This is a genomic window from Martinezella rhizogenes, assembly GCF_027460065.1.
In the GTDB taxonomy this organism is placed as follows: Bacteria; Pseudomonadota; Alphaproteobacteria; order Rhizobiales; family Rhizobiaceae; genus Agrobacterium; species Agrobacterium rhizogenes_C.
On record NZ_JAPYZZ010000013.1, the window covers coordinates 155,543 to 172,871 of the forward strand.

Below are 17,329 nucleotides of genomic sequence, written 5' to 3' on the forward strand. Positions count from 1 at the left end.
GCTTATGGCGGATTTTGTAGCAGTCATTCGCAAGGCCGTGGATGGCTTGGCGAACAATACTCCCGAAAACCGGGCGAAGGTTTACGACAAGGCGCGCAGTGCGGTTGTGCGCCAACTCGAGAATATGAAGCCACGTCCGCCGGAAGAATTGTTGCGCCGGCAGATCGCCAAGCTGGACGCCGCCATTGCCGAGGTGGACAGCGAATATGCCGAGGCGCTTCCGGCGCTGGAGGAGGATGACGCTGTCTCTCCCGCTGCGGAAGAGACGGCGGCATCCTATTACCAGCAGGATGCTGCCGACGAAGACGAGGCCCGCGCCGCCGAGCCGGCAGAGCATGCCGAGCGGGAAGAGGAGCGGCACGCGCCGGCCTACGAAGAGCCAACACCCGCTGAACCCGCACAACCGGAGCCGGCTTACGCAGAAGCCGCCGAAGAGGAAGAGCCTCGGCACACTGATACCGTTGCCGATGAGGACGAGCGTCACGGTCAACACGAGCCGGAAGAGCTTTATGATGCGCCGGAAACGGTTCATGCCGCTCCTGCCCCGGCACACGCCTCCGAGGAAACCGTCGGCACCTATTTCACCCGGGCGGATGAAGAGCCGGCTCACCAGCAGGAGCCTGAAGCGGCGCCCGGTGCTGCCGATGATTCCGTTCCCTCCCATTGGGCGCAGCCTGTGGATGAGGACGACTGGCGCAAGCTCGATGAAGCGCAGGGCGACGATGTGCGTCCGGCCGCCGAGGAATATGAAGAGGTTCGCAACGAGACCGACGAACGTCCGCTTGTTGCCGGTTATGCCGCGCAGCATTACCAGGAACCGGACGTAAGTTTCGAGCCCGCCCCTTACGAAAAGCCCGCCCCTTATGAAAAGGATGAGCGGCGCGAGGCGGATGACCATTTGGGCCCCGCCGCCGTGGAGCATGCTCCGGTGTTTGGCGGCCGGCACGATTTTGACGACCATCACCGGACGGAAGAGCAGGCGCCGAAAAAGGCGGCCGTGGTCGAGGATTTCTCGTCCTATTTCCAGGATGCGGATATTGCCATTCCCGCCAAGGACGCGCCGGCGCTGCCGCGCGCCGATAATGATCTCTTCGGTGAGCAGGCTGGCGCCAAGGACAATAAGGAACGCACGCCTTGGGACGATCTGGACGAGCTGATCGGTTATGACGGCGCTTCCTCGTCCAACCGGCAGGCTTCGGATGAAACGCCGGGCATTGGTGCCGCGGCGGCGACGCCCGCCTATATGGTCAAGAAGAAGCCACGTCGTAACTATGCCTCGGTCGTGCTCGCCCTTGTCGGCGTGGCGCTGCTTGCCGGCGGCGGTTATGCCGTTTGGATGAACCGCGATGCCCTGAACGATATGGTCGATGGGCTGGTCAGTTCCGCACAGAATGGCGGCAATGGCCAGACGCCTCCGGCAAATACGGCGCAGACGCAGCCATCGACACCGCCGGCGACCCAGCAGCCACCGGCCGCCAATGGCCAGCAGCCACCTGCCACGTCCAACAATCATCAGGCCCAGTCGCATGGCGATGATGGTTCCGTCACCGGCACCAAATTTACCCAGCGGCTGATGGCCGACGGCACCGAACGGGACGAAGGACCGGCAGCCGGTGCGAACGGCCAGCCCGTTACGGCCGAGGGCCAGTCTGTCTATGAGCAGAACGTTGCGCCGCCGCCTGCGGGCGAAGCTCCCGCCAATAATGCCGCGGGTGCACCTGCGGGAACGCCGGCCGGCACGCCGGCGGGACAGCAACCTGCCGCCGCCGCCAGCGGCGACCGCATGTTCCTCTACGAAGAAGTGCTGGGCCAGACGGTTCCGACTGCCATTCAGGGCAGCGTGTCCTGGTCGTTGCAGCAGGAAAATGACGCGGAAGGCAAGCCTTCGCCCACCGTTCAGGGCCAGATCACCGTGCCCGGCCGTGGCCTCAGCGCGCTCATCACCTTCAAGCGCAACACCGATCCGTCGTTGCCGGCGAGCCATCTGATCGAGATCGTCTTCTCGGTTTCGCCCGGCTTCGAAGGCGGGGCGATCGACAGCGTCCAGCGCATCGCGATGAAGAGCACCGAGCAGGATCGCGGCAACGCGCTGATCGCGGTTCCCGCCAAGATCACCGATGATTTCCACATGATCGCGCTCAACGACTTCCCGGATGCGATGAAGACCAATCTGGAGCTGCTGAAGAGCCGCAACTGGATCGACATTCCGGTGTCTTATCGCAATGGCCGGCGTGCGCTCCTGACCCTGCAAAAGGGCAATGACGGCATCGCCGCCTTCGACAAGGCGCTCAGCGAATGGGCGGCCGCAGCGCCTGCTGCCGGCGGTCAATAAGGATTGAAAGGGCGGCTCGGGCCGCCCTTTTTGTTATATGGCTACGGCGGTGTCTTTGCGTTTGTCGGGTGATGGGTGGGTTAGTTGGTGCTGGTGGGTGTGGCTCACCCCCCTCTGCCCTGCCGGGCATCTCCCCCACAAGGAGGGAGATCGGCAAGACGCTCTACCGCCGCTTCATCCTCGACCGTTGAGTTGGTCGAGACCTCGCGGCATATCGATCTCCCCCCTTGTGGGGGAGATGCCCGGCAGGGCAGAGGGGGGTAAGCGGCATCCCCCGAAGCATGGATATTTTTCCTGCCGGTTTTCCTCCAGCGCAATCGCCGGTCGCGGATGGCAGGCCATTTCCCATCGCCCGCCTTTTACAAACAAAAAATGCCCGGCCGAAGGCCGAGGATGATTCATGGTCAGCGCATTGGCGTCAAGAGCGCGCTGCCTTACGCATCCACTACGCGCAATGCGCGCGCGGCTTCCAGCGCTTCCTTCTGCACCGCTTCCTGCACCTTCTCGAAGGCGCGAACCTCGATCTGGCGCACGCGTTCGCGGCTGATGTCGAACTCGGAGGAGAGTTCCTCCAGCGTTACCGGGTCTTCCGCGAGGCGGCGGGCCTCGAAGATGCGGCGTTCGCGCTCATTCAGTACGCCCATGGCCTTGGCCAACATGCGGCGACGGGTTTCCAGCTCGTCCTGTTCGATCAGCACGGCTTCCTGGCTTTCATGGTCATCCACCAGCCAGTCCTGCCATTGGCCGGACTCGCCCTCGGACGCCTTGATCGGCGCATTCAGCGAGGCGTCGCCATGCAGGCGGCGGTTCATCGAAATGACTTCTTCTTCCGACACCTGCAGCTTGGTGGCGATTTCCTTGACGTGTTCCGGCTTCAGATCGCCATCGTCAATCGCCTGGATACGGCCTTTCAGCCGGCGCAGGTTGAAGAACAGGCGTTTCTGGTTGGCCGTTGTACCCATCTTCACCAGCGACCACGAACGCAGGATATATTCCTGGATCGAGGCCTTGATCCACCACATGGCATAGGTAGCCAGACGGAAACCGCGTTCCGGATCGAACTTCTTCACCGCCTGCATCAGGCCGACATTGCCTTCGGACACGACTTCGCCGATCGGCAGGCCGTAACCGCGGTAACCCATGGCGATCTTGGCAACGAGACGCAGATGGCTGGTGACGAGCTTGTGCGCGGCGTCGCGGTCGCCATGCTCGGCATAACGCTTGCCAAGCATGTACTCTTCCTGCGGCTCCAGCATCGGAAATTTACGGATGTCGTCGAGATATCTATTGAGACCGGCTTCACCGGCCGTAATCGTAGGCAAACTATTGCGGGCCATAAAGCACCCCCTTATCTATGGTCTGGAACGGCACCCTCTCTGGCGTGGTAAAATCATCCGCCCGAGGCATGCCGTAAGCTGCGGGTCGTTACCGACCCCGCACGAACCCATGTGACAGATATGTACGCGCCCGCCGTGTTTCAAGCGAACGCTGTGTTCACACATGCGTTATGTTCCGGTGACACCTTCTTTGACCTGTTTAACTTTCGAACGGTAGATTCGTTCCGAAAATCCACCGAGACCGGAGCGCACCATCAGCTCATACATCACCCGCCGGCGCATGGGATTGTGCAGGCGCACCACCTTTGAGCCAAGGAACTGCGTCTCGACATGGCCAAGCGCCTGCAGGTCGGGATCGGCGGTGATGGCGGCTGCGTAGGTGGCGTAGAATTCACGGCGGCAGACATAGGTCTTGTATTTCGTCATGCCGAAACAGACGAGGCTGTGGCCGTGGGTTCGCAGAAAATCGGCGACGCCAACCGTCACCTCCGGCCAGGCGGGATTGAAGGTATCGTCGAAGACGATGACGCCGTGTGGCGCGATCACCTCCATTGCCAGCTTCGCATCGGCCAGCACATGATGCAGATGGTGGCCGCCATCGATGCTGAAGAAGCGCGCGGGGCCGATGCGCGAGGTGATCTCGGCAGGCGCCAGCCGCGTGCTGTCGCCTTTGATGATGAGGTCCTCATCCATCGGAAATCCCAGCCGGCGGCCGTTTTCCAGCAGGCGCTCATATTGGTCGAGGCTGCCGTCTTCGGGCGGATCAAGGTCGAAAAGATCGACGCCCAGCACCTTTTCCTGTGGCTGCGCGAATTTGCGCAGCAGGAAATAGGAGCGGCCATAATAAACGCCGATTTCCGCCATGCCGCCTCCAAGGCCACCTTTGGTCTGCGCCTGCAGCAAAGCCTTGAAGACCAGCGCATCGGGCGGGTCGATGTAACCTTCGACGCTGCGCAGATCCTGGAATATAAACCGGCGGTCTTCGATATTCATGTGCGATAAATCCCGTCATCATGCCGTTTCCGTTCAGGGAGATGCGACTTGAACGAACGGCGTTTCCTGCGGCGTCTTTTCCGGCCAAGCTCTTGTGCGGCCACGGTTTTCACCGTGGCGCCTTCGAGCTTTGCACGAGGCCGAGGAGGTGCGACGATTGAAGCGAAATTGGGGCGGTCTACAAAAAGGACCGTCGGCGGAATATCGCTATCCGCTAATCTTTTTTTATTATCCGGGGCTTCCGGCGAAATGCATGGCGCAGTTTTTTGGCTGCGCCAGCCAGGTTTTCAGCTGCGCAGGGCCGTCAGCAGCTCTTCCATGTCTTCAGGCATGTCGGTTTCGAACTCCATCACCTCGCCGGTGCGCGGATGTTCGAAGGCCAGAAGATAGGCATGCAGCGCCTGGCGCGGAAAGCGGCTGACGGTGCTTCTGGCCGGTTCTTCCAGTAGGTTCGCCTTGGTGCGGAAGGCCGCGCCATATTCGGGATCGCCGATCAGCGGATGGCCGATATGGGCCATGTGCACGCGGATCTGGTGTGTGCGGCCCGTTTCCAGACGGCACTCCACCATCGAGGCGAGGCAGGAGGCGTCAGGCTTTTCCTGGAAACGTTCCATCACCTCATAATGGGTGATCGCCTCGCGGGCATCGAACGAATCCTCATTCTTGACGGCGCGCTTGGTGCGGTCGGTGCCGCGGCCGAGGGCTGCATCGATGGTGCCGCGCAGGGTGCGCGGGCGGCCCCAGACGACGGCCTTGTAGGCGCGTTCCAGCGGGCCGGTGCGGCCATGATCGGCAAATTGGGCGGCGAGATGGCGGTGGGCATTGTCGTTCTTCGCCACCACCATGACGCCCGACGTTTCCTTGTCCAGCCGGTGCACGATGCCCGGCCGCTTGACACCGCCAATGCCGGAAAGGCTGTCGCCGCAATGGTGGATGAGGGCGTTGACCAGCGTGCCGGTCCAGTTGCCCGCGCCCGGATGCACGACGAGACCGGCGGGCTTGACCAGCACGATCAGGTCTTCATCCTCATATTCCACATCGAGCGGAATGTCCTCGCCCTGTGGCACGGGGTCTTCCGGCTCAGGCATGACGATCTCGATGCGATCGCCCGGATGCACCTTCTTTTTCGGTTCGGTCACGGGTTTGCCGTTGAGGAGAACCGCGCCCTGCTCGATCAGCGCCTTCAGGCGGCTGCGCGACAGATCGCTGCCGACTTCGCCCACCAGCCACACATCGAGGCGGCCTTCGGCGTCTTCCCCGGCAATCAGGACTTTCCTTGCGTCTCCGCCTTGTTTAAAGGGGTCGTTCATTCTTATTTTTCCGATCCATCAGCATTTCAGGGAACCCGATGACGCAGATCGAGCCAGACGAACAGGAAGACAAGCCGCTTGATCCGGCCATGGAAAAAGTTCGCCGCAAGATGATCCGTTTGCAGATCGTGTCGGGCTCCGTGATGTTTATCAGCCTTATGGCCGTCTTCGGTGCGGTTGTCTACAAGGCGATGGGGCCGTCGAAAACGGTTCAGACGCAAAGCGAAGCGCCGAACCTTGCGGTTCCCACCGGCAACGGACCGGTTGCGGTCACCGCCAGCCTGCCGCAGGGCTTTGTGATCGACAATGTCAGCTATTCCGGCGGCGACATGCTGTTTTACGGCCGGCTTGCCAACGGCACCCGCAAGGCGCTGGTCTTCAACGTCGCGGCCGGCAGATTTCTGGCCGATGTGACGGTCGATGGCCAGTGAGGGCAATGACCGGCTGGAGGGTCGGGCGCTGATCCCGGTCGAGGATCCGGCCGATCCGCGCATTGCCGCCTTTCGCGACATCCGCGAGCGCGATCTCACCGGCCGGCAGGGCCGCTTCATTGCCGAAGGTACGGTGGTGCTGCGCATGCTGGCTGCGGCCCATAAAGCGGGCAGGGCCTTTGCGGCGGAAAGCATCCTGATCCTGCGCAACCGGCTTTCCGGCGTGGCAGATATTCTCGCCGATTTCCCTGATGATGTTCCCGTTTATGTGGCGGAAGCGCCGGTGCTGGACGGTATCGTCGGTTTTCACCTGCATCGCGGCATTCTGGCGCTTGGGCGACGGGTGCGTGATGATGGGCTGGTGCAGATGACGGCGGCGCTTCCCGCCTCCTCGCTGGTGCTTGTGGGCTGCGGCATTTCCAACCACGACAATCTCGGCGCGATGTTCCGCAATGCGGCGGCATTTTATGCCGATGCGGTGTTTTTGGACGAGACGTGCTGCGACCCGCTCTATCGCAAGGCGCTCAGGGTTTCCGTGGGCTCGGTGCTGTCGGTGCCCTATCATCGCGGTGGCGGGGCGGTGGAGATGCTGGAGCAGCTCTCTGGGGACGGATTTGCAATCTGGGGCCTTTCGCCTGACGGCAAGACGGAGATACGCGACATTCCCCGATCCGAACGCATGGCGCTGGTGATCGGCACGGAGGGCGAGGGGCTGCCGCAATCGGTGCTGTCGCGTTTTCACACGGCGCGGATCGCGCAGTCGCCGCAGCTGGATAGCTTGAATGCGGGGACGGCTTCGGGGCTGGCGCTTTATCAGATGGCGGGGGCGATGGGGCGGGTGTGAGGTTCTGCTCACAGCTACCTTTGTGGATGAAGTTTACGTTTGCCTTGGTGGGTGTGGCTTACCCCCCTCTGTCCTGCCGGACATCTCCCCCACAAGGAGGGAGATCGGCAAGCGGCGCTATCGCCACTTCATTCTCAAGCTTTGAGATGGGCGAGACATTGCCGCATATCGATCTCCCCACCTGTGGGGGAGATGCCCGGCAGGGCAGAGGGGGGTAAGCCGCACACTCAACGTTGTGGTAAACCACACCCACGGCGTGCCTAGCGTTTCCGCTTCTCCATCACCACCTTAGCCCGCGTCGCAAGGCTCTCCCGCCCTGACGAACCGGAGGCCTTGGCCAGCAACCCCGGAATAGGCGACGCCTCACCCTCCCGGGCGGCTGTCAGCGCGATCATCTCGGCGGCGATCCTTGCGATTTCGCGGCGTATCGGTTCGTCGTTGCCGGTGCCGCGCACATTCAGCAGGCGTTCGGTGAGCGCCGTGCCCTGATTGCGGATATCCTCGATTTCCTGTTCCAGACCTTCCGGTGCCGGTGCCGTTGGTTCAACCACCGGCGAGAGTGGTGCCTCTTCCGCGGCCACCGCCTGTGCCATGTCCTCAGCGACGACGGGCGCTGTTTCAAGGGTGGCGATTGGGGCAGTCCCTGCCGGTTGCGGCGGGTTGACCACTTTCTCCACCGGCACGGCCGGGTTCGGCAGGCGAATGATCATGTCGTTGCTGCGGCCGCCGGTTGCCGCAAGCTGTTCCTTGAGGCGGGCGACGTCCTGGTTACGCAGGGTCAACATCGTGTCGAGATCGGCATTTTTCGCCATCAGCGTGGCGAGCTGTTCCTCCAGCCGGGTAACCTTGCGGCTTTCGCGCGCAACCGCCGTCATCGCTTCCTTGTTACGGGCGGCAACGTCCTGCAATTCGCGGGTCGCGGTCTCGCCCTCTTTGCGGAAACGCGTGGCGGTCTGTTTCGCCTGCTCGGCCTCCAGATCGCGGGTGGCGGCGTTGATTTTCGAATCATCCAGCTCGCGCGTCAGATTGGTGAGGCGGGCGGTGAGGTCGGACATCTGGTTGGCGCGCTCGTTGGCGGCCTGTTCGTGCTGCAGGAGATTAGTCGCAATCGTGCCGGCGCGCTCTTCGCTTGCATCGAGGGCGGAGCGCAATTCGCCGATCTCCAGCGTCAGCTCCTCGATTTTCAGGGAAAAGCCGCGGTTCTGCTCGCCGAGGCGATAGGCATCGCTGGAGGCGGCCTCGTTGGCGAGGCGCAGCGAGGTGTTTTTTTCCCGTTCGGTATCCAACTCCTGGCGCACCTTGGCATTTTCGGCGGCGTAAAGCGCGCGCGCCATGTCCTTCTGGGCGCGGACTTCCTGCGGGCTGATGGGCATGGTCGCACGCAGGCGTTTTTCCGTATAGGCTACGATGCGGCGATGGATCGCGGGTGCGATCAACAGGGCCAGCAGGGTTGCGGTGAGAAAACCCAATCCGAAAAGAATGGCATATTCGATCACGCGGGACAGTCTCCGAAACTCAGATACGCGCGCATTCGGAAAGAGGAGCGCGAAGGCACGTTACGCTATTATTGCAACCGTGGGGAGGGGTGTCTCTCCGGCAATTGCAGGGGCTGTGTCAGCGCCGCTTGTTTCTTCTCCCCGTGGGGGAGAGGGTCGCGGCAGCGGGATGAGGGGGAAAGGGTAGAGATATACGGAGAGGGTGCCCCCTCATCCGACCCTTCGGGCCACCTTCTCCCCGGCGGGGAGAAGAAACCTGCGGCAATCTCTTGTCCCATATGCCACCGTTGGCTCGGCTGCACTTCGAATTCGGCGAATCAGAAGGGGTTCCAGGTCGGCTGCTGGGTGAGCTTCAGGTAACCGACATTGATGCCGAGGCGCGCGCCGATGCCGGTGCGGATGGGGGCGAGCGTGACGTCGCTGCTCTTCAGATAGGTCATGCCGACGCCGGCGACGATGAAGGCGGAACCGCTGACGCCGCCGTAACGGCGGTAAAGCGCGTCGACCGAGGGGAGGTTGTAGACCAGCATCATGGCGCGGGTGCCCTGGCCGCCATAGTCGAGACCGAGCGAGGGGCCCTGCCAGAAGACGGGGTGCTGGCCGGCGTTCTTGGTATAAAGCGTGCCTTCACCATAGGTGAGGCCGGCAACGAAGGCGCCGGAGCCTTCCTGGCCGAGAATGTAACCGTTCGGAAGTCCGTATTGCTGGAAGGCGCGCTCCACCACCTTGGCAAGGCCGCCGGTGGTTTCACCGAAGAATCCGTGGCCTGCATCCACGACTTCCTGGATAGAATATTGATCGCTGGTCTGGGCAAAGGCCGGAGTGACCCACATCAAGAGGCTCGCAAGGAGCGCGACAATCTTTCCCAGTCCGAGGCGTGCAATGGTGCGGGTTTTCGTAAGGCGCATCGTCATGTCCGTCCGTCTGTTTCGTTAACGCGTCAGCCCGAAAAACCGAATCGATTTTCGCGAGGGCCGATGCGTAGAGTCAAAGTTCTACAGCATGTTTCGTGCATCCTGACAGATACACGGGGCTCCAGTGTGGCCTGTTAAGGCATTTGGCATTTTGAAACCATCCTATTAACAATCGGTTTACCAAATATGGTGTCATTATGGCTTAACAATTTCCACACCGTCCGCGCCTCCCTTGCGCAGGAGAGAATTTTATGACGAGCAAACTCAATATCACGCTGTCCGGTCCCGATCTGGCGGCTCTTCTGTGCAGCCGTGTGTGCCATGATGTGATTTCTCCTGTCGGCGCCATCAATAACGGCCTCGAACTTCTGGACGAGGGCGGCACGGATGACGATGCGCTCGATCTCATCCGCACGTCAGCGCTTAACGCATCCGTGCGGCTTAAGTTCGCCCGCCTTGCCTTCGGCGCTTCCGGCTCGGCCGGTGCTTCGATCGACACCGGTGAGGCCGAAAAGGCTGCCCAGGATTTCGCCGCCGCTGAAAAGAAAGCGGAAGTGAGCTGGAGCGGTCCGCGCGCCATCGTTCCGAAAAATCGTGTTAAACTTCTGCTTAACCTCTTCCTCGTCGCTTATGGCGCCATCCCGCGGGGCGGCAATGTGGATGTGCTCTTGGAAAACCCTGACGGCGACGCCAAATTCGAAATCGCCGTCAAGGGCCGGATGATGCGCGTTCCGGCCAAGTTCGTGGAAATTTACGAAGGCCGGCTGGAAGAGGCGGTCGATGCCCATTCCGTGCAGCCCTATTACACGCTGCTTCTGGCTGAAGAGGCCAATATGGTCGTGGAATACAAGGTGCATGAAGACCGCATCGTCTTTACCGCAAAGACGGTTGCCGCGTGACGGTGCAGTTGCCGATGTGAATTTGTGAGAGGCCGGACCGCGTCAACCGACGCGCCGGTCTTCTTTGTTTTTGGGAGCATGTTCATGACGCGTCTGGCAACCGCCCGCCTTGTCCTGCGGCCGCATGCCATTTCGGATGAAGCGCTTTATTGCGCCTTCTGGGGGGCGGCCGTCCGGCCGATCGAGGGGGTGACGTCGATTGCCCCACTGGACCCGGAACTCGCCTTCGCGCGCCTGTTGCGTTTCATCGGCCATTGGTCCGTCTTCGGCTTCGGCCCCTTTGTGGTGGAAGAGCTTGCCACAGGGCGCATCGTCGGTGAGGTGGGCTTTGCCCATATGCGCCGCGGCAATGGCGCCGATTTCGACGGCGTGCCCGAGGCGATGTGGAAAATCGACGGGCAACTGACGGGCAAAGGTGTCGCGACTGAAGCGGTGGCCGCCGTGACCGGATGGTTCGATGAGAGCGGTATTTCGCAGCGGAGCGTCTGCATGATCGACGCACTGAATACGCCGTCGCTGGCGATCGCAGCCCGATTCGGCTTTCGTCCGTTTCGCGAGATGATGTTCCGCAACAATCCTGTCCGGCTTTTCGAGCGGGTGAGCCGGAAATAGGGCGAGGTGCGACCCAAGAGACCTTGAATAGGTTTCAGAACGTGCTGAAACCTGTTCAAGGTCTCGGCAGATGGCGGTTTGAGGCAAGGGTTGGCCGTATCAACCCTGGAGCCTCTCATGCGTGTTTTTCTTCTGACGGCAATCGTCGTCCTTTCCACCCTTCGCGTCGCGATGGCAGACAGCGCCATCGGTTTCAAACAGACGGAATTGCCTGCTGATGCCGGTGGGCATGCGCTCACAATATCCCTGTGGTATCCGTCCGCGCCCTCGGGCAAAACCGAGACCGTGGGGGGAAACGCGGCCTTTTATGGCCTTGAAGTCCAGCCCGGCGCCCCATTCCTTGCGGGGTCACGCCCTCTTGTCCTGTTATCGCACGGTTTTGGTGGAAGCTGGCGTAATCTCAACTGGATTGCCGGCGAGCTTGTGCAGCAGGGTTATGTGGTGGCTGCGCCTGACCACAATGGCGAAACATTTACCGAGGCGAATGCGACCGAGATTGTTCCGTTATGGGAGCGGCCGCGCGACATCAGCCGAACGCTGGCGGCGCTGCTCGATCATGACGATCTTGCCGGCGGGATCGACCGTGGGCGAATCGCCGTGATCGGCCATTCTCTCGGCGGCTGGACCGCGATGGAACTCGCAGGCGCCCGGTACAGCGCCGATCTTGCCCTGAAGGATTGCAGCACGGAGAAGCTGCCGCCGCAATGCAAGGCGCCGCGGCTGCTGGGCAAGGTCGGCATTGTCGGTGACGGCAAAGCCGATCCGCGTCTGGCGATGGATTGGCGCGACGAGCGTTTCCGTGCCGTGATTGCGCTCGATCTCGGGCCGGCTGCCGGTTTTCTGCCGGAGACGCTGCAGCAAGTGAAGGTGCCCGTGCTGGTTCTGGCCGCGGGTGTGGAGACCCCGGAGATCGCCGCCATCAAGGCCGATTCGGAATATATTGCCCGCCATCTGCCCAAGGCGACACGTATCTATCGGGAAATACCGGATGCCAGCCATTTCAGCTTCATGCAGATATGCAAGCCGAACGGCGAAAAAATCGTGGAAGAGCTTTCGCCGGGCGAGGGGTTCGTCTGCCGCGATGGCGGCGGCAGAGACCGCGCCGCCCTCCATGCGCAGATCGCCGAGGCAATCCTCGGCTTCCTGAAAGCGGAAATGCGTTAGGACTTTTGAAGCGCTTCGGGGCTATGGCGGCCCCGAAATGTTCCGATTTTCAAGGCCTCTTGACCTGGTGATAACGATAAACGAGGTCCTCGGGGTCGGAGCGTGGTGCCGACGGATCGAGAGTGCCACCGATTCGTTCGGCGACGGCCGCTGATTTCCGGTTCTGCGGCGAGACGTAGCTGACCAGTGTCGACAGGTTCAGGGTTTCGAAAGCCCAGTCACGTAGTGCCGTGGCGGCTTCCGCGGCATAACCAAGGCCTTCATGCCCGTCGTAAAGCAGCCAGCCGAGTTCCTTTTCGGGAAAGAGCGGGCCGTGATTGATGCCGACCTGGCCGATACATTCACCCGTCTCGCCAAGGTCGATCATCAATGCGCCATGGCCGAAGAAGTGCCAGTTGGCCAGATCGTGGCAAAATACACCCCATGTCGACGGCAGGTCATAGGGGCCGCCGACGCCGGTGGAGCGCGTTGACGCCATGGAAATCCCGATAGGCGGGGAAGTCCGCCATGGCGAGCGGGCGCAATGTCAGGCGTTCGGTCCGGAGGGTTGGGATGGTGTGATTCATGGGCCGGCGTCCTTTGGCGATGGGTGACTAGGTCTTTCTCTTGCTCATTCCTGTGACAGGCATAGGAAAGAGCAACAAAAAACCCGCTGTCGCCAGCGGGTCTTTTAAAAACTGTCCTGTTCCTGATTGGATCAGGCGGTTTCGAGGAATTCCGTGGCGCCGTCAGGCTCGCGCAGAACATAGCCGCGGCCCCAGACGGTTTCGATGTAGTTTGCGCCGCCAGCGGCGTTTGCCAGCTTCTTGCGCAGCTTGCAGATGAAGACGTCGATGATCTTCAGTTCCGGCTCGTCCATCCCGCCATAAAGGTGGTTCAGGAACATTTCCTTGGTCAGCGTCGTGCCCTTGCGCAGCGAAAGCAGCTCGAGCATCTGATACTCCTTGCCGGTCAGGTGAACGCGCTGGCCGCCCACTTCAACCGTCTTGGCATCGAGATTGACGATCAGCTCGCCGGTGGAGATGACCGACTGCGCATGGCCCTTGGAACGGCGGACGATGGCGTGAATACGGGCAACAAGCTCATCCTTGTGGAACGGCTTCGTCATGTAGTCGTCGGCACCGAAGCCGAGGCCACGCACCTTGTCCTCGATGCCGGCCATGCCGGACAGGATGAGGATCGGCGTCTTGACCTTGGAAAGGCGCAAGGTTCTCAGGACTTCGTAACCCGACATGTCGGGCAGGTTGAGGTCGAGAAGAATAATGTCGTAATCGTAGAGCTTGCCAAGGTCCACGCCTTCCTCACCGAGGTCGGTCGTGTAGACGTTAAAGCTCTCCGACTTGAGCATCAGTTCAATGCTCTGCGCTGTTGCGCTGTCGTCTTCAATCAGTAGAACCCGCATAATTATCCCCTTTGCCGCCCGCGAACCGGTAAATCATTGCCTCGCGCGATGCGGATCCAGACGTTGCCTGATTTGCAGGCTGCCACCAAATGGTTAACAAATTCTAATTGCCTTTGGCAAGCTGTATCGAATTTATTAAGCAAACTAGGCATTTTGCTGTTTTTGCACGTGAATCCACCATCGCCAAAATTGAAGCTTAACGTGAGGATTTCCCGCTAAGTGATTCAATCGACTCTTACATCGTCTGGCCCGTTTTTTTGGACCTGGCATTTACCGACCCTTAAATGATCGTGGTTATCATTAACGATGCCCGTAAACGAAAGGTTAACGACGGCGGTTTTTTATTAACGTCGGGTAACTTTTAGGAATCATTCCGGCACAACGGGTTAACCCGGCCGGTTGAACGGGCGGGTTAAACGGGCCGATCAGGGGGGCATAGTGCCTTTTTGATCCGGGTCTCGCTATCCATGGAGTATTGCGTATGAAGTCGCGTGACAGCCTGGTTCGCCTGAAGGAATTTCAGGTCAACGAAAAACGCCGGCAGCTTAACCAGCTGCAGCAGATGATGTCCGAATTCGAGCGGATGGCAAAGGAACTGGTGCATCAGATCTCGCTGGAGGAAAGCAAGTCGGGTATTACCGATCCGACGCATTTCGCCTATCCGACCTTCGCCAAGGCCGCGCGCCAGCGGGCGGACAATCTTCAGGTCTCGATCAGGGAACTGAAGGCCCAGCAGGAAGCGGCCGAAGCTTCGCTGGAAGAGGTGCAGGCCGAATATGAAAAGGCCGCGGCCCTCGAAAACCGCGACGGAGCAATCCGCGCCCGCGCCTGACGATTGGCGCAAAACCAGACGAATGATCGTCCTCATTGACGGCTGCCGGTGGATCAGGAGGCGGCTTTCAATGACAGGACGCCCATGATTTTTTTAAAAAGGCCGCCCCATGAGGGCGGCCTTTTTGCTTTGCTGTGTCGCTGGTGTTTTCCGCCGGGAGGCGATCCCCGATTTCGATTGTCCGGGGGTGGGGAAAGGGGTAATTTGAAGGGGTTCCGACCATGAGCCGGAGGCTTCTGCGCACGCGCCCCGTGCGGGTGCGGGCGGCAATGCAGGGAGGAAAAAATGGCCCGCCAATATATCGATTGCCGTGAATTCCCCAGTGACAGCAAATGCACGATCGCCATCTCCGCCGATTCTCCGGAGGAGCTTATGGAGGCAGCGGTGCAGCACGCCGTGGCTGTGCATGGGGCCAAGGATACGCCTGAATTTCGCGAGGAAGTCCGTCACAGCATGCATGCGGGAACACCGCCGCTGAAGGTGGCGTGACGCGTATTTATGAATGACGCGATATTTGGAACGGCTGTGAGGGATCTGGCGTAAGCCACTTGTTTCTTCTCCCCGCCGGGGAGAAGTCCGCGGCAGCGGGATGAGGGGGTAAGCTCTCAGTTTATCGCTAGCGTTGCCCCCTCATCCGACCCTTCGGGCCACCTTCTCCCCGGCGGGGAGAAGAAACACGCGGCGACACTTGTGATTATTCCGCAGGCTTACCTATGGATAACATCCGCCCAGTCGGCATGGCGTAGCGTCTGGGCCTTGAAGAAGGGGCAGAGCGGAATGATCTTCCAGCCGCCTTTTCTCGCTTCATCTATGGCATGGGCGGCGAGCGCCTGGCCGACGCCTTTGCCGCGCAATGCATCGGGCACGCCGGTATGGTCGATGATGATGAGGGAAGGGGAGGTGCGCGAATAGGTCATCTCAGCCTTGTGGCCGTCGATGGTTGCCGAATATTCGCCACGCGATCCGGTTTCGGTTGTCTTGATATCCATGATCTCTGCCTTCCCATTGCTGTTCGTTTTTCCACTCTAACGGCTTGCGCCTGAATTGAAACAGCGGGATAGCGAACGCAGTGGACACAAACCGGTGACAGTCACCGGCTGTGTCGGGCAATTTTCAGGGGAAATCCGAAATCAAACCGAAAACCCCGTCGATATGACGGGGCGTTTTGGAAGTTCGGTTTGGGCGCGTTGCCGCGCTAGCGCACTGGTTTAGTGGCGATATTGCTGGATGCGCGTGGTGCGCAGGCCGGCGAGGCCGTGATCGGAGATCGAGGACTGCCAGGACAGGAATTCTTCGACGGTAAGCGTATAACGCTCGCAGGCTTCCTCGAGGCTCAGCAGTCCTCCGCGTACCGCGGCAACCACCTCAGCCTTTCTGCGAATGACCCAGCGACGGGTATTGGCAGGCGGAAGATCCGCAATCGTCAGAGGGCTGCCATCGGGGCCGATGACATATTTAACTCGTGGGCGTATCATTTCGGTCATTGGACACTCTATACAAACTCAAGACCATATGACGGGAACTTTAGCCCCGTACCTTTAAAAATTGCCTAAGCAGGTCGTGACAATTTATTAAGAATTTGAACGGTTTCGCCTGATTTGTTCGAGTCGCCTTATTTTACCGGGAAAAAATTTTTCCAAAAATCGCAATTTTTCTCGCTCATCGGTTGTTTCCCTCACAGCGCCGCAAGCGACAGGCACGTTTTCCCGCTACCCTGAGTCAATTCCACCGTTCCCTCATGGTGCAGCCGCAGGCGGTCGCCGGCATCGAGGGCAAGAAGCGCAGTTGCCGACTGCGTGGTGCCTGTGCTCGAGGCATTGCCGGCGATGCTGAAATTTGCCGCCGCGCCATTGATGCCGAGCGTCACCCGGTGGCCGGAAGAGGCGACCACTGCCAGTGACAGCATGGCGAGATAAAGACCCTTGGCGGGAATGACGAGGTCCCGCCCGCCGCCGCTCACCGCATCACCGAGTGTAAAGCCGCCCTCGGCGATGGCGAACACGGAAAAACCGGCGGCAGCGCCGTTGGCGGGTTTCGTGGTACCCGCCGGCAGGCCGGCGACGGCGAGCGGGCGGTTCGGCATCGAGACCCGGCCATCGCCGCTGCATAAAAGCGCCGTGTGCCAGGATGTGCCATCCCTGCTGGTCTTGATGGAAAAGCCGTCGCTGCCTGCAAGACCCATTTCCGCCCGGCCGCTCCAGCCGGACTGGAAGAGCAGCGAGGCGGTATCGCCTTTGCCCGCCTTGTTGACCGTCATTCGGTGGCTGCCATCGTCTTCGGCATGGGTGAAGAGGCTGGCGGGGGAGGCAAGCGCCATGCGGTTGCCCGCGTCGGCCTCCGTGCCGATACCCAGCCTTTCCAGCCGGCCGCTGGTGGGCAGCGGCATGTCGCGCCAGTTCCCGTCCTGCAGCACCCGGCATCTGGCCTCGGTCGCAAACCATGCCGTCCAGCCGGGCTGCGGCGTGATCGAAAGCCATGCGCCATCCTGCCGGAAGGCGAGCCTGCCGCCCTTGCCGGCCCAGTCGCCGGTGGCGTCGGTCGAGAGGAGGAAGCAGTCTCCTTCCGCCGCATTTTCGGGCGGTGCGGTGACAGTGGCCCTGATGACGAGCTGCACGATGGCATCGAGCCTTTGCAGGGCCTCATTGTGGGTGACGTGTTTCTGGGCCTGCGAGGGCAGGATGTAGGGAAGCCGAAGTCTTGCCGTCTGTTCCGTCATGGTGTGCCTTCCGCGGGGTTGTGTTCGTTCGCGGGGCATTGTGATGC

The 17,329-nt window shown here is 60.9% G+C and carries 17 protein-coding genes and 1 pseudogene; 8 read left to right on the top strand and 10 right to left on the bottom strand.

What is annotated here, in order from left to right; all coding sequences use genetic code 11:
* Positions 1 to 4: 4 nt before the first annotated feature.
* Entirely contained in the window at positions 5 to 2,332 is a 2,328-nt protein-coding gene (locus tag O8B93_RS19460; protein WP_269711546.1) for a hypothetical protein, read from the top strand.
* 434 nt (positions 2,333 to 2,766) lie between these two features.
* On the opposite strand, the gene rpoH is transcribed toward O8B93_RS19460, so the two are convergent.
* From rpoH to O8B93_RS19475, 3 genes are all read right to left on the bottom strand, one after another.
* Positions 2,767 to 3,669, bottom strand: coding sequence for an RNA polymerase sigma factor RpoH (rpoH, locus tag O8B93_RS19465; protein ID WP_080824422.1), 903 nt, complete (start codon positions 3,667 to 3,669; stop codon positions 2,767 to 2,769).
* A 168-nt stretch (positions 3,670 to 3,837) separates the two neighbouring features.
* On the bottom strand, positions 3,838 to 4,662 hold the full coding sequence (locus O8B93_RS19470; RefSeq protein WP_269711547.1) for a class I SAM-dependent methyltransferase: 825 nt from the start codon (positions 4,660 to 4,662) through the stop codon (positions 3,838 to 3,840).
* A gap of 287 nt (positions 4,663 to 4,949) precedes the next feature.
* Positions 4,950 to 5,972, bottom strand: coding sequence for an RluA family pseudouridine synthase (locus tag O8B93_RS19475; protein ID WP_269711548.1), 1,023 nt, complete (start codon positions 5,970 to 5,972; stop codon positions 4,950 to 4,952).
* A 38-nt stretch (positions 5,973 to 6,010) separates the two neighbouring features.
* Here O8B93_RS19475 and O8B93_RS19480 point away from each other — a divergent pair, with 38 nt between their 5' ends.
* Together O8B93_RS19480 and O8B93_RS19485 are read left to right on the top strand one after the other, a co-directional pair.
* Entirely contained in the window at positions 6,011 to 6,403 is a 393-nt protein-coding gene (locus tag O8B93_RS19480; protein WP_080824425.1) for a hypothetical protein, read from the top strand.
* Positions 6,393 to 7,247 (top strand): TrmH family RNA methyltransferase, encoded by an 855-nt coding sequence (locus O8B93_RS19485; protein WP_269711549.1) that lies wholly within the window; start codon positions 6,393 to 6,395, stop codon positions 7,245 to 7,247. The genes O8B93_RS19480 and O8B93_RS19485 overlap by 11 nt, the downstream gene beginning before the upstream one ends.
* Before the next feature lie 260 nt (positions 7,248 to 7,507).
* On the opposite strand, the gene O8B93_RS19490 is transcribed toward O8B93_RS19485, so the two are convergent.
* Both O8B93_RS19490 and O8B93_RS19495 read right to left on the bottom strand, forming a co-directional pair.
* Positions 7,508 to 8,743 (bottom strand): coiled-coil domain-containing protein, encoded by a 1,236-nt coding sequence (locus tag O8B93_RS19490; RefSeq protein WP_269711550.1) that lies wholly within the window; start codon positions 8,741 to 8,743, stop codon positions 7,508 to 7,510.
* A 317-nt stretch (positions 8,744 to 9,060) separates the two neighbouring features.
* Positions 9,061 to 9,657 (bottom strand): DUF1134 domain-containing protein, encoded by a 597-nt coding sequence (locus tag O8B93_RS19495; protein WP_006314968.1) that lies wholly within the window; start codon positions 9,655 to 9,657, stop codon positions 9,061 to 9,063.
* A gap of 251 nt (positions 9,658 to 9,908) precedes the next feature.
* Between O8B93_RS19495 and chpT the strand changes: the two genes are divergently transcribed.
* The 3 genes from chpT to O8B93_RS19510 all read left to right on the top strand — a co-directional run bounded on the left by chpT (position 9,909) and on the right by O8B93_RS19510 (position 12,332).
* On the top strand, positions 9,909 to 10,556 hold the full coding sequence (chpT, locus tag O8B93_RS19500) for a histidine phosphotransferase ChpT (RefSeq protein ID WP_269711551.1): 648 nt from the start codon (positions 9,909 to 9,911) through the stop codon (positions 10,554 to 10,556).
* Positions 10,557 to 10,640: 84 nt separating this feature from the next.
* On the top strand, positions 10,641 to 11,168 hold the full coding sequence (locus O8B93_RS19505) for a GNAT family N-acetyltransferase (protein WP_269711552.1): 528 nt from the start codon (positions 10,641 to 10,643) through the stop codon (positions 11,166 to 11,168).
* A 117-nt stretch (positions 11,169 to 11,285) separates the two neighbouring features.
* Complete coding sequence (locus tag O8B93_RS19510; protein ID WP_269711553.1) at positions 11,286 to 12,332, top strand: alpha/beta hydrolase family protein; 1,047 nt, start codon at positions 11,286 to 11,288, stop codon at positions 12,330 to 12,332.
* A 49-nt stretch (positions 12,333 to 12,381) separates the two neighbouring features.
* Here O8B93_RS19510 and O8B93_RS19515 read toward each other — a convergent pair.
* Both O8B93_RS19515 and ctrA read right to left on the bottom strand, forming a co-directional pair.
* Positions 12,382 to 12,898, bottom strand: a pseudogene (locus O8B93_RS19515) (GNAT family N-acetyltransferase).
* A 131-nt stretch (positions 12,899 to 13,029) separates the two neighbouring features.
* A complete protein-coding gene (ctrA, locus tag O8B93_RS19520) occupies positions 13,030 to 13,734 on the bottom strand; it encodes a response regulator transcription factor CtrA (protein WP_003491823.1) in 705 nt (234 codons plus the stop codon).
* A gap of 481 nt (positions 13,735 to 14,215) precedes the next feature.
* Here ctrA and O8B93_RS19525 point away from each other — a divergent pair, with 481 nt between their 5' ends.
* Together O8B93_RS19525 and O8B93_RS19530 are read left to right on the top strand one after the other, a co-directional pair.
* Positions 14,216 to 14,566: a flagellar export protein FliJ gene (locus tag O8B93_RS19525; RefSeq protein WP_003491821.1), complete on the top strand. Its 351-nt coding sequence runs from the start codon at positions 14,216 to 14,218 to the stop codon at positions 14,564 to 14,566.
* Positions 14,567 to 14,851: 285 nt separating this feature from the next.
* Positions 14,852 to 15,055 (top strand): DUF1059 domain-containing protein, encoded by a 204-nt coding sequence (locus O8B93_RS19530; protein WP_046801492.1) that lies wholly within the window; start codon positions 14,852 to 14,854, stop codon positions 15,053 to 15,055.
* A 218-nt stretch (positions 15,056 to 15,273) separates the two neighbouring features.
* Here O8B93_RS19530 and O8B93_RS19535 read toward each other — a convergent pair whose 3' ends face one another.
* From O8B93_RS19535 to O8B93_RS19545, 3 genes are all read right to left on the bottom strand, one after another.
* Complete coding sequence (locus O8B93_RS19535; RefSeq protein WP_269711554.1) at positions 15,274 to 15,555, bottom strand: GNAT family N-acetyltransferase; 282 nt, start codon at positions 15,553 to 15,555, stop codon at positions 15,274 to 15,276.
* Positions 15,556 to 15,774: 219 nt separating this feature from the next.
* Positions 15,775 to 16,050 (bottom strand): CtrA inhibitor SciP, encoded by a 276-nt coding sequence (gene sciP, locus O8B93_RS19540; RefSeq protein WP_004430042.1) that lies wholly within the window; start codon positions 16,048 to 16,050, stop codon positions 15,775 to 15,777.
* A 191-nt stretch (positions 16,051 to 16,241) separates the two neighbouring features.
* Positions 16,242 to 17,282: a DUF2793 domain-containing protein gene (locus O8B93_RS19545; protein ID WP_269711555.1), complete on the bottom strand. Its 1,041-nt coding sequence runs from the start codon at positions 17,280 to 17,282 to the stop codon at positions 16,242 to 16,244.
* Positions 17,283 to 17,329 lie beyond the last annotated feature (47 nt).

Bases quoted from the DNA above. Each gene is read 5' to 3' on its own strand.
- O8B93_RS19505 (WP_269711552.1), top strand. From the start codon at position 10,641: ATGACGCGTCTGGCAACCGCCCGCCTTGTCCTGCGGCCGCATGCCATT.
- sciP (WP_004430042.1), bottom strand. From the start codon at position 16,050: ATGACCGAAATGATACGCCCACGAGTTAAATATGTCATCGGCCCCGAT.
- O8B93_RS19510 (WP_269711553.1), top strand. From the start codon at position 11,286: ATGCGTGTTTTTCTTCTGACGGCAATCGTCGTCCTTTCCACCCTTCGC.
- chpT (WP_269711551.1), top strand. From the start codon at position 9,909: ATGACGAGCAAACTCAATATCACGCTGTCCGGTCCCGATCTGGCGGCT.
- O8B93_RS19470 (WP_269711547.1), bottom strand. From the start codon at position 4,662: ATGAATATCGAAGACCGCCGGTTTATATTCCAGGATCTGCGCAGCGTC.
- O8B93_RS19460 (WP_269711546.1), top strand. From the start codon at position 5: ATGGCGGATTTTGTAGCAGTCATTCGCAAGGCCGTGGATGGCTTGGCG.
- O8B93_RS19485 (WP_269711549.1), top strand. From the start codon at position 6,393: ATGGCCAGTGAGGGCAATGACCGGCTGGAGGGTCGGGCGCTGATCCCG.
- O8B93_RS19545 (WP_269711555.1), bottom strand. From the start codon at position 17,282: ATGACGGAACAGACGGCAAGACTTCGGCTTCCCTACATCCTGCCCTCG.
- O8B93_RS19480 (WP_080824425.1), top strand. From the start codon at position 6,011: ATGACGCAGATCGAGCCAGACGAACAGGAAGACAAGCCGCTTGATCCG.
- rpoH (WP_080824422.1), bottom strand. From the start codon at position 3,669: ATGGCCCGCAATAGTTTGCCTACGATTACGGCCGGTGAAGCCGGTCTC.
- ctrA (WP_003491823.1), bottom strand. From the start codon at position 13,734: ATGCGGGTTCTACTGATTGAAGACGACAGCGCAACAGCGCAGAGCATT.
- O8B93_RS19530 (WP_046801492.1), top strand. From the start codon at position 14,852: ATGGCCCGCCAATATATCGATTGCCGTGAATTCCCCAGTGACAGCAAA.
- O8B93_RS19535 (WP_269711554.1), bottom strand. From the start codon at position 15,555: ATGGATATCAAGACAACCGAAACCGGATCGCGTGGCGAATATTCGGCA.
- O8B93_RS19495 (WP_006314968.1), bottom strand. From the start codon at position 9,657: ATGACGATGCGCCTTACGAAAACCCGCACCATTGCACGCCTCGGACTG.
- O8B93_RS19475 (WP_269711548.1), bottom strand. From the start codon at position 5,972: ATGAACGACCCCTTTAAACAAGGCGGAGACGCAAGGAAAGTCCTGATT.
- O8B93_RS19525 (WP_003491821.1), top strand. From the start codon at position 14,216: ATGAAGTCGCGTGACAGCCTGGTTCGCCTGAAGGAATTTCAGGTCAAC.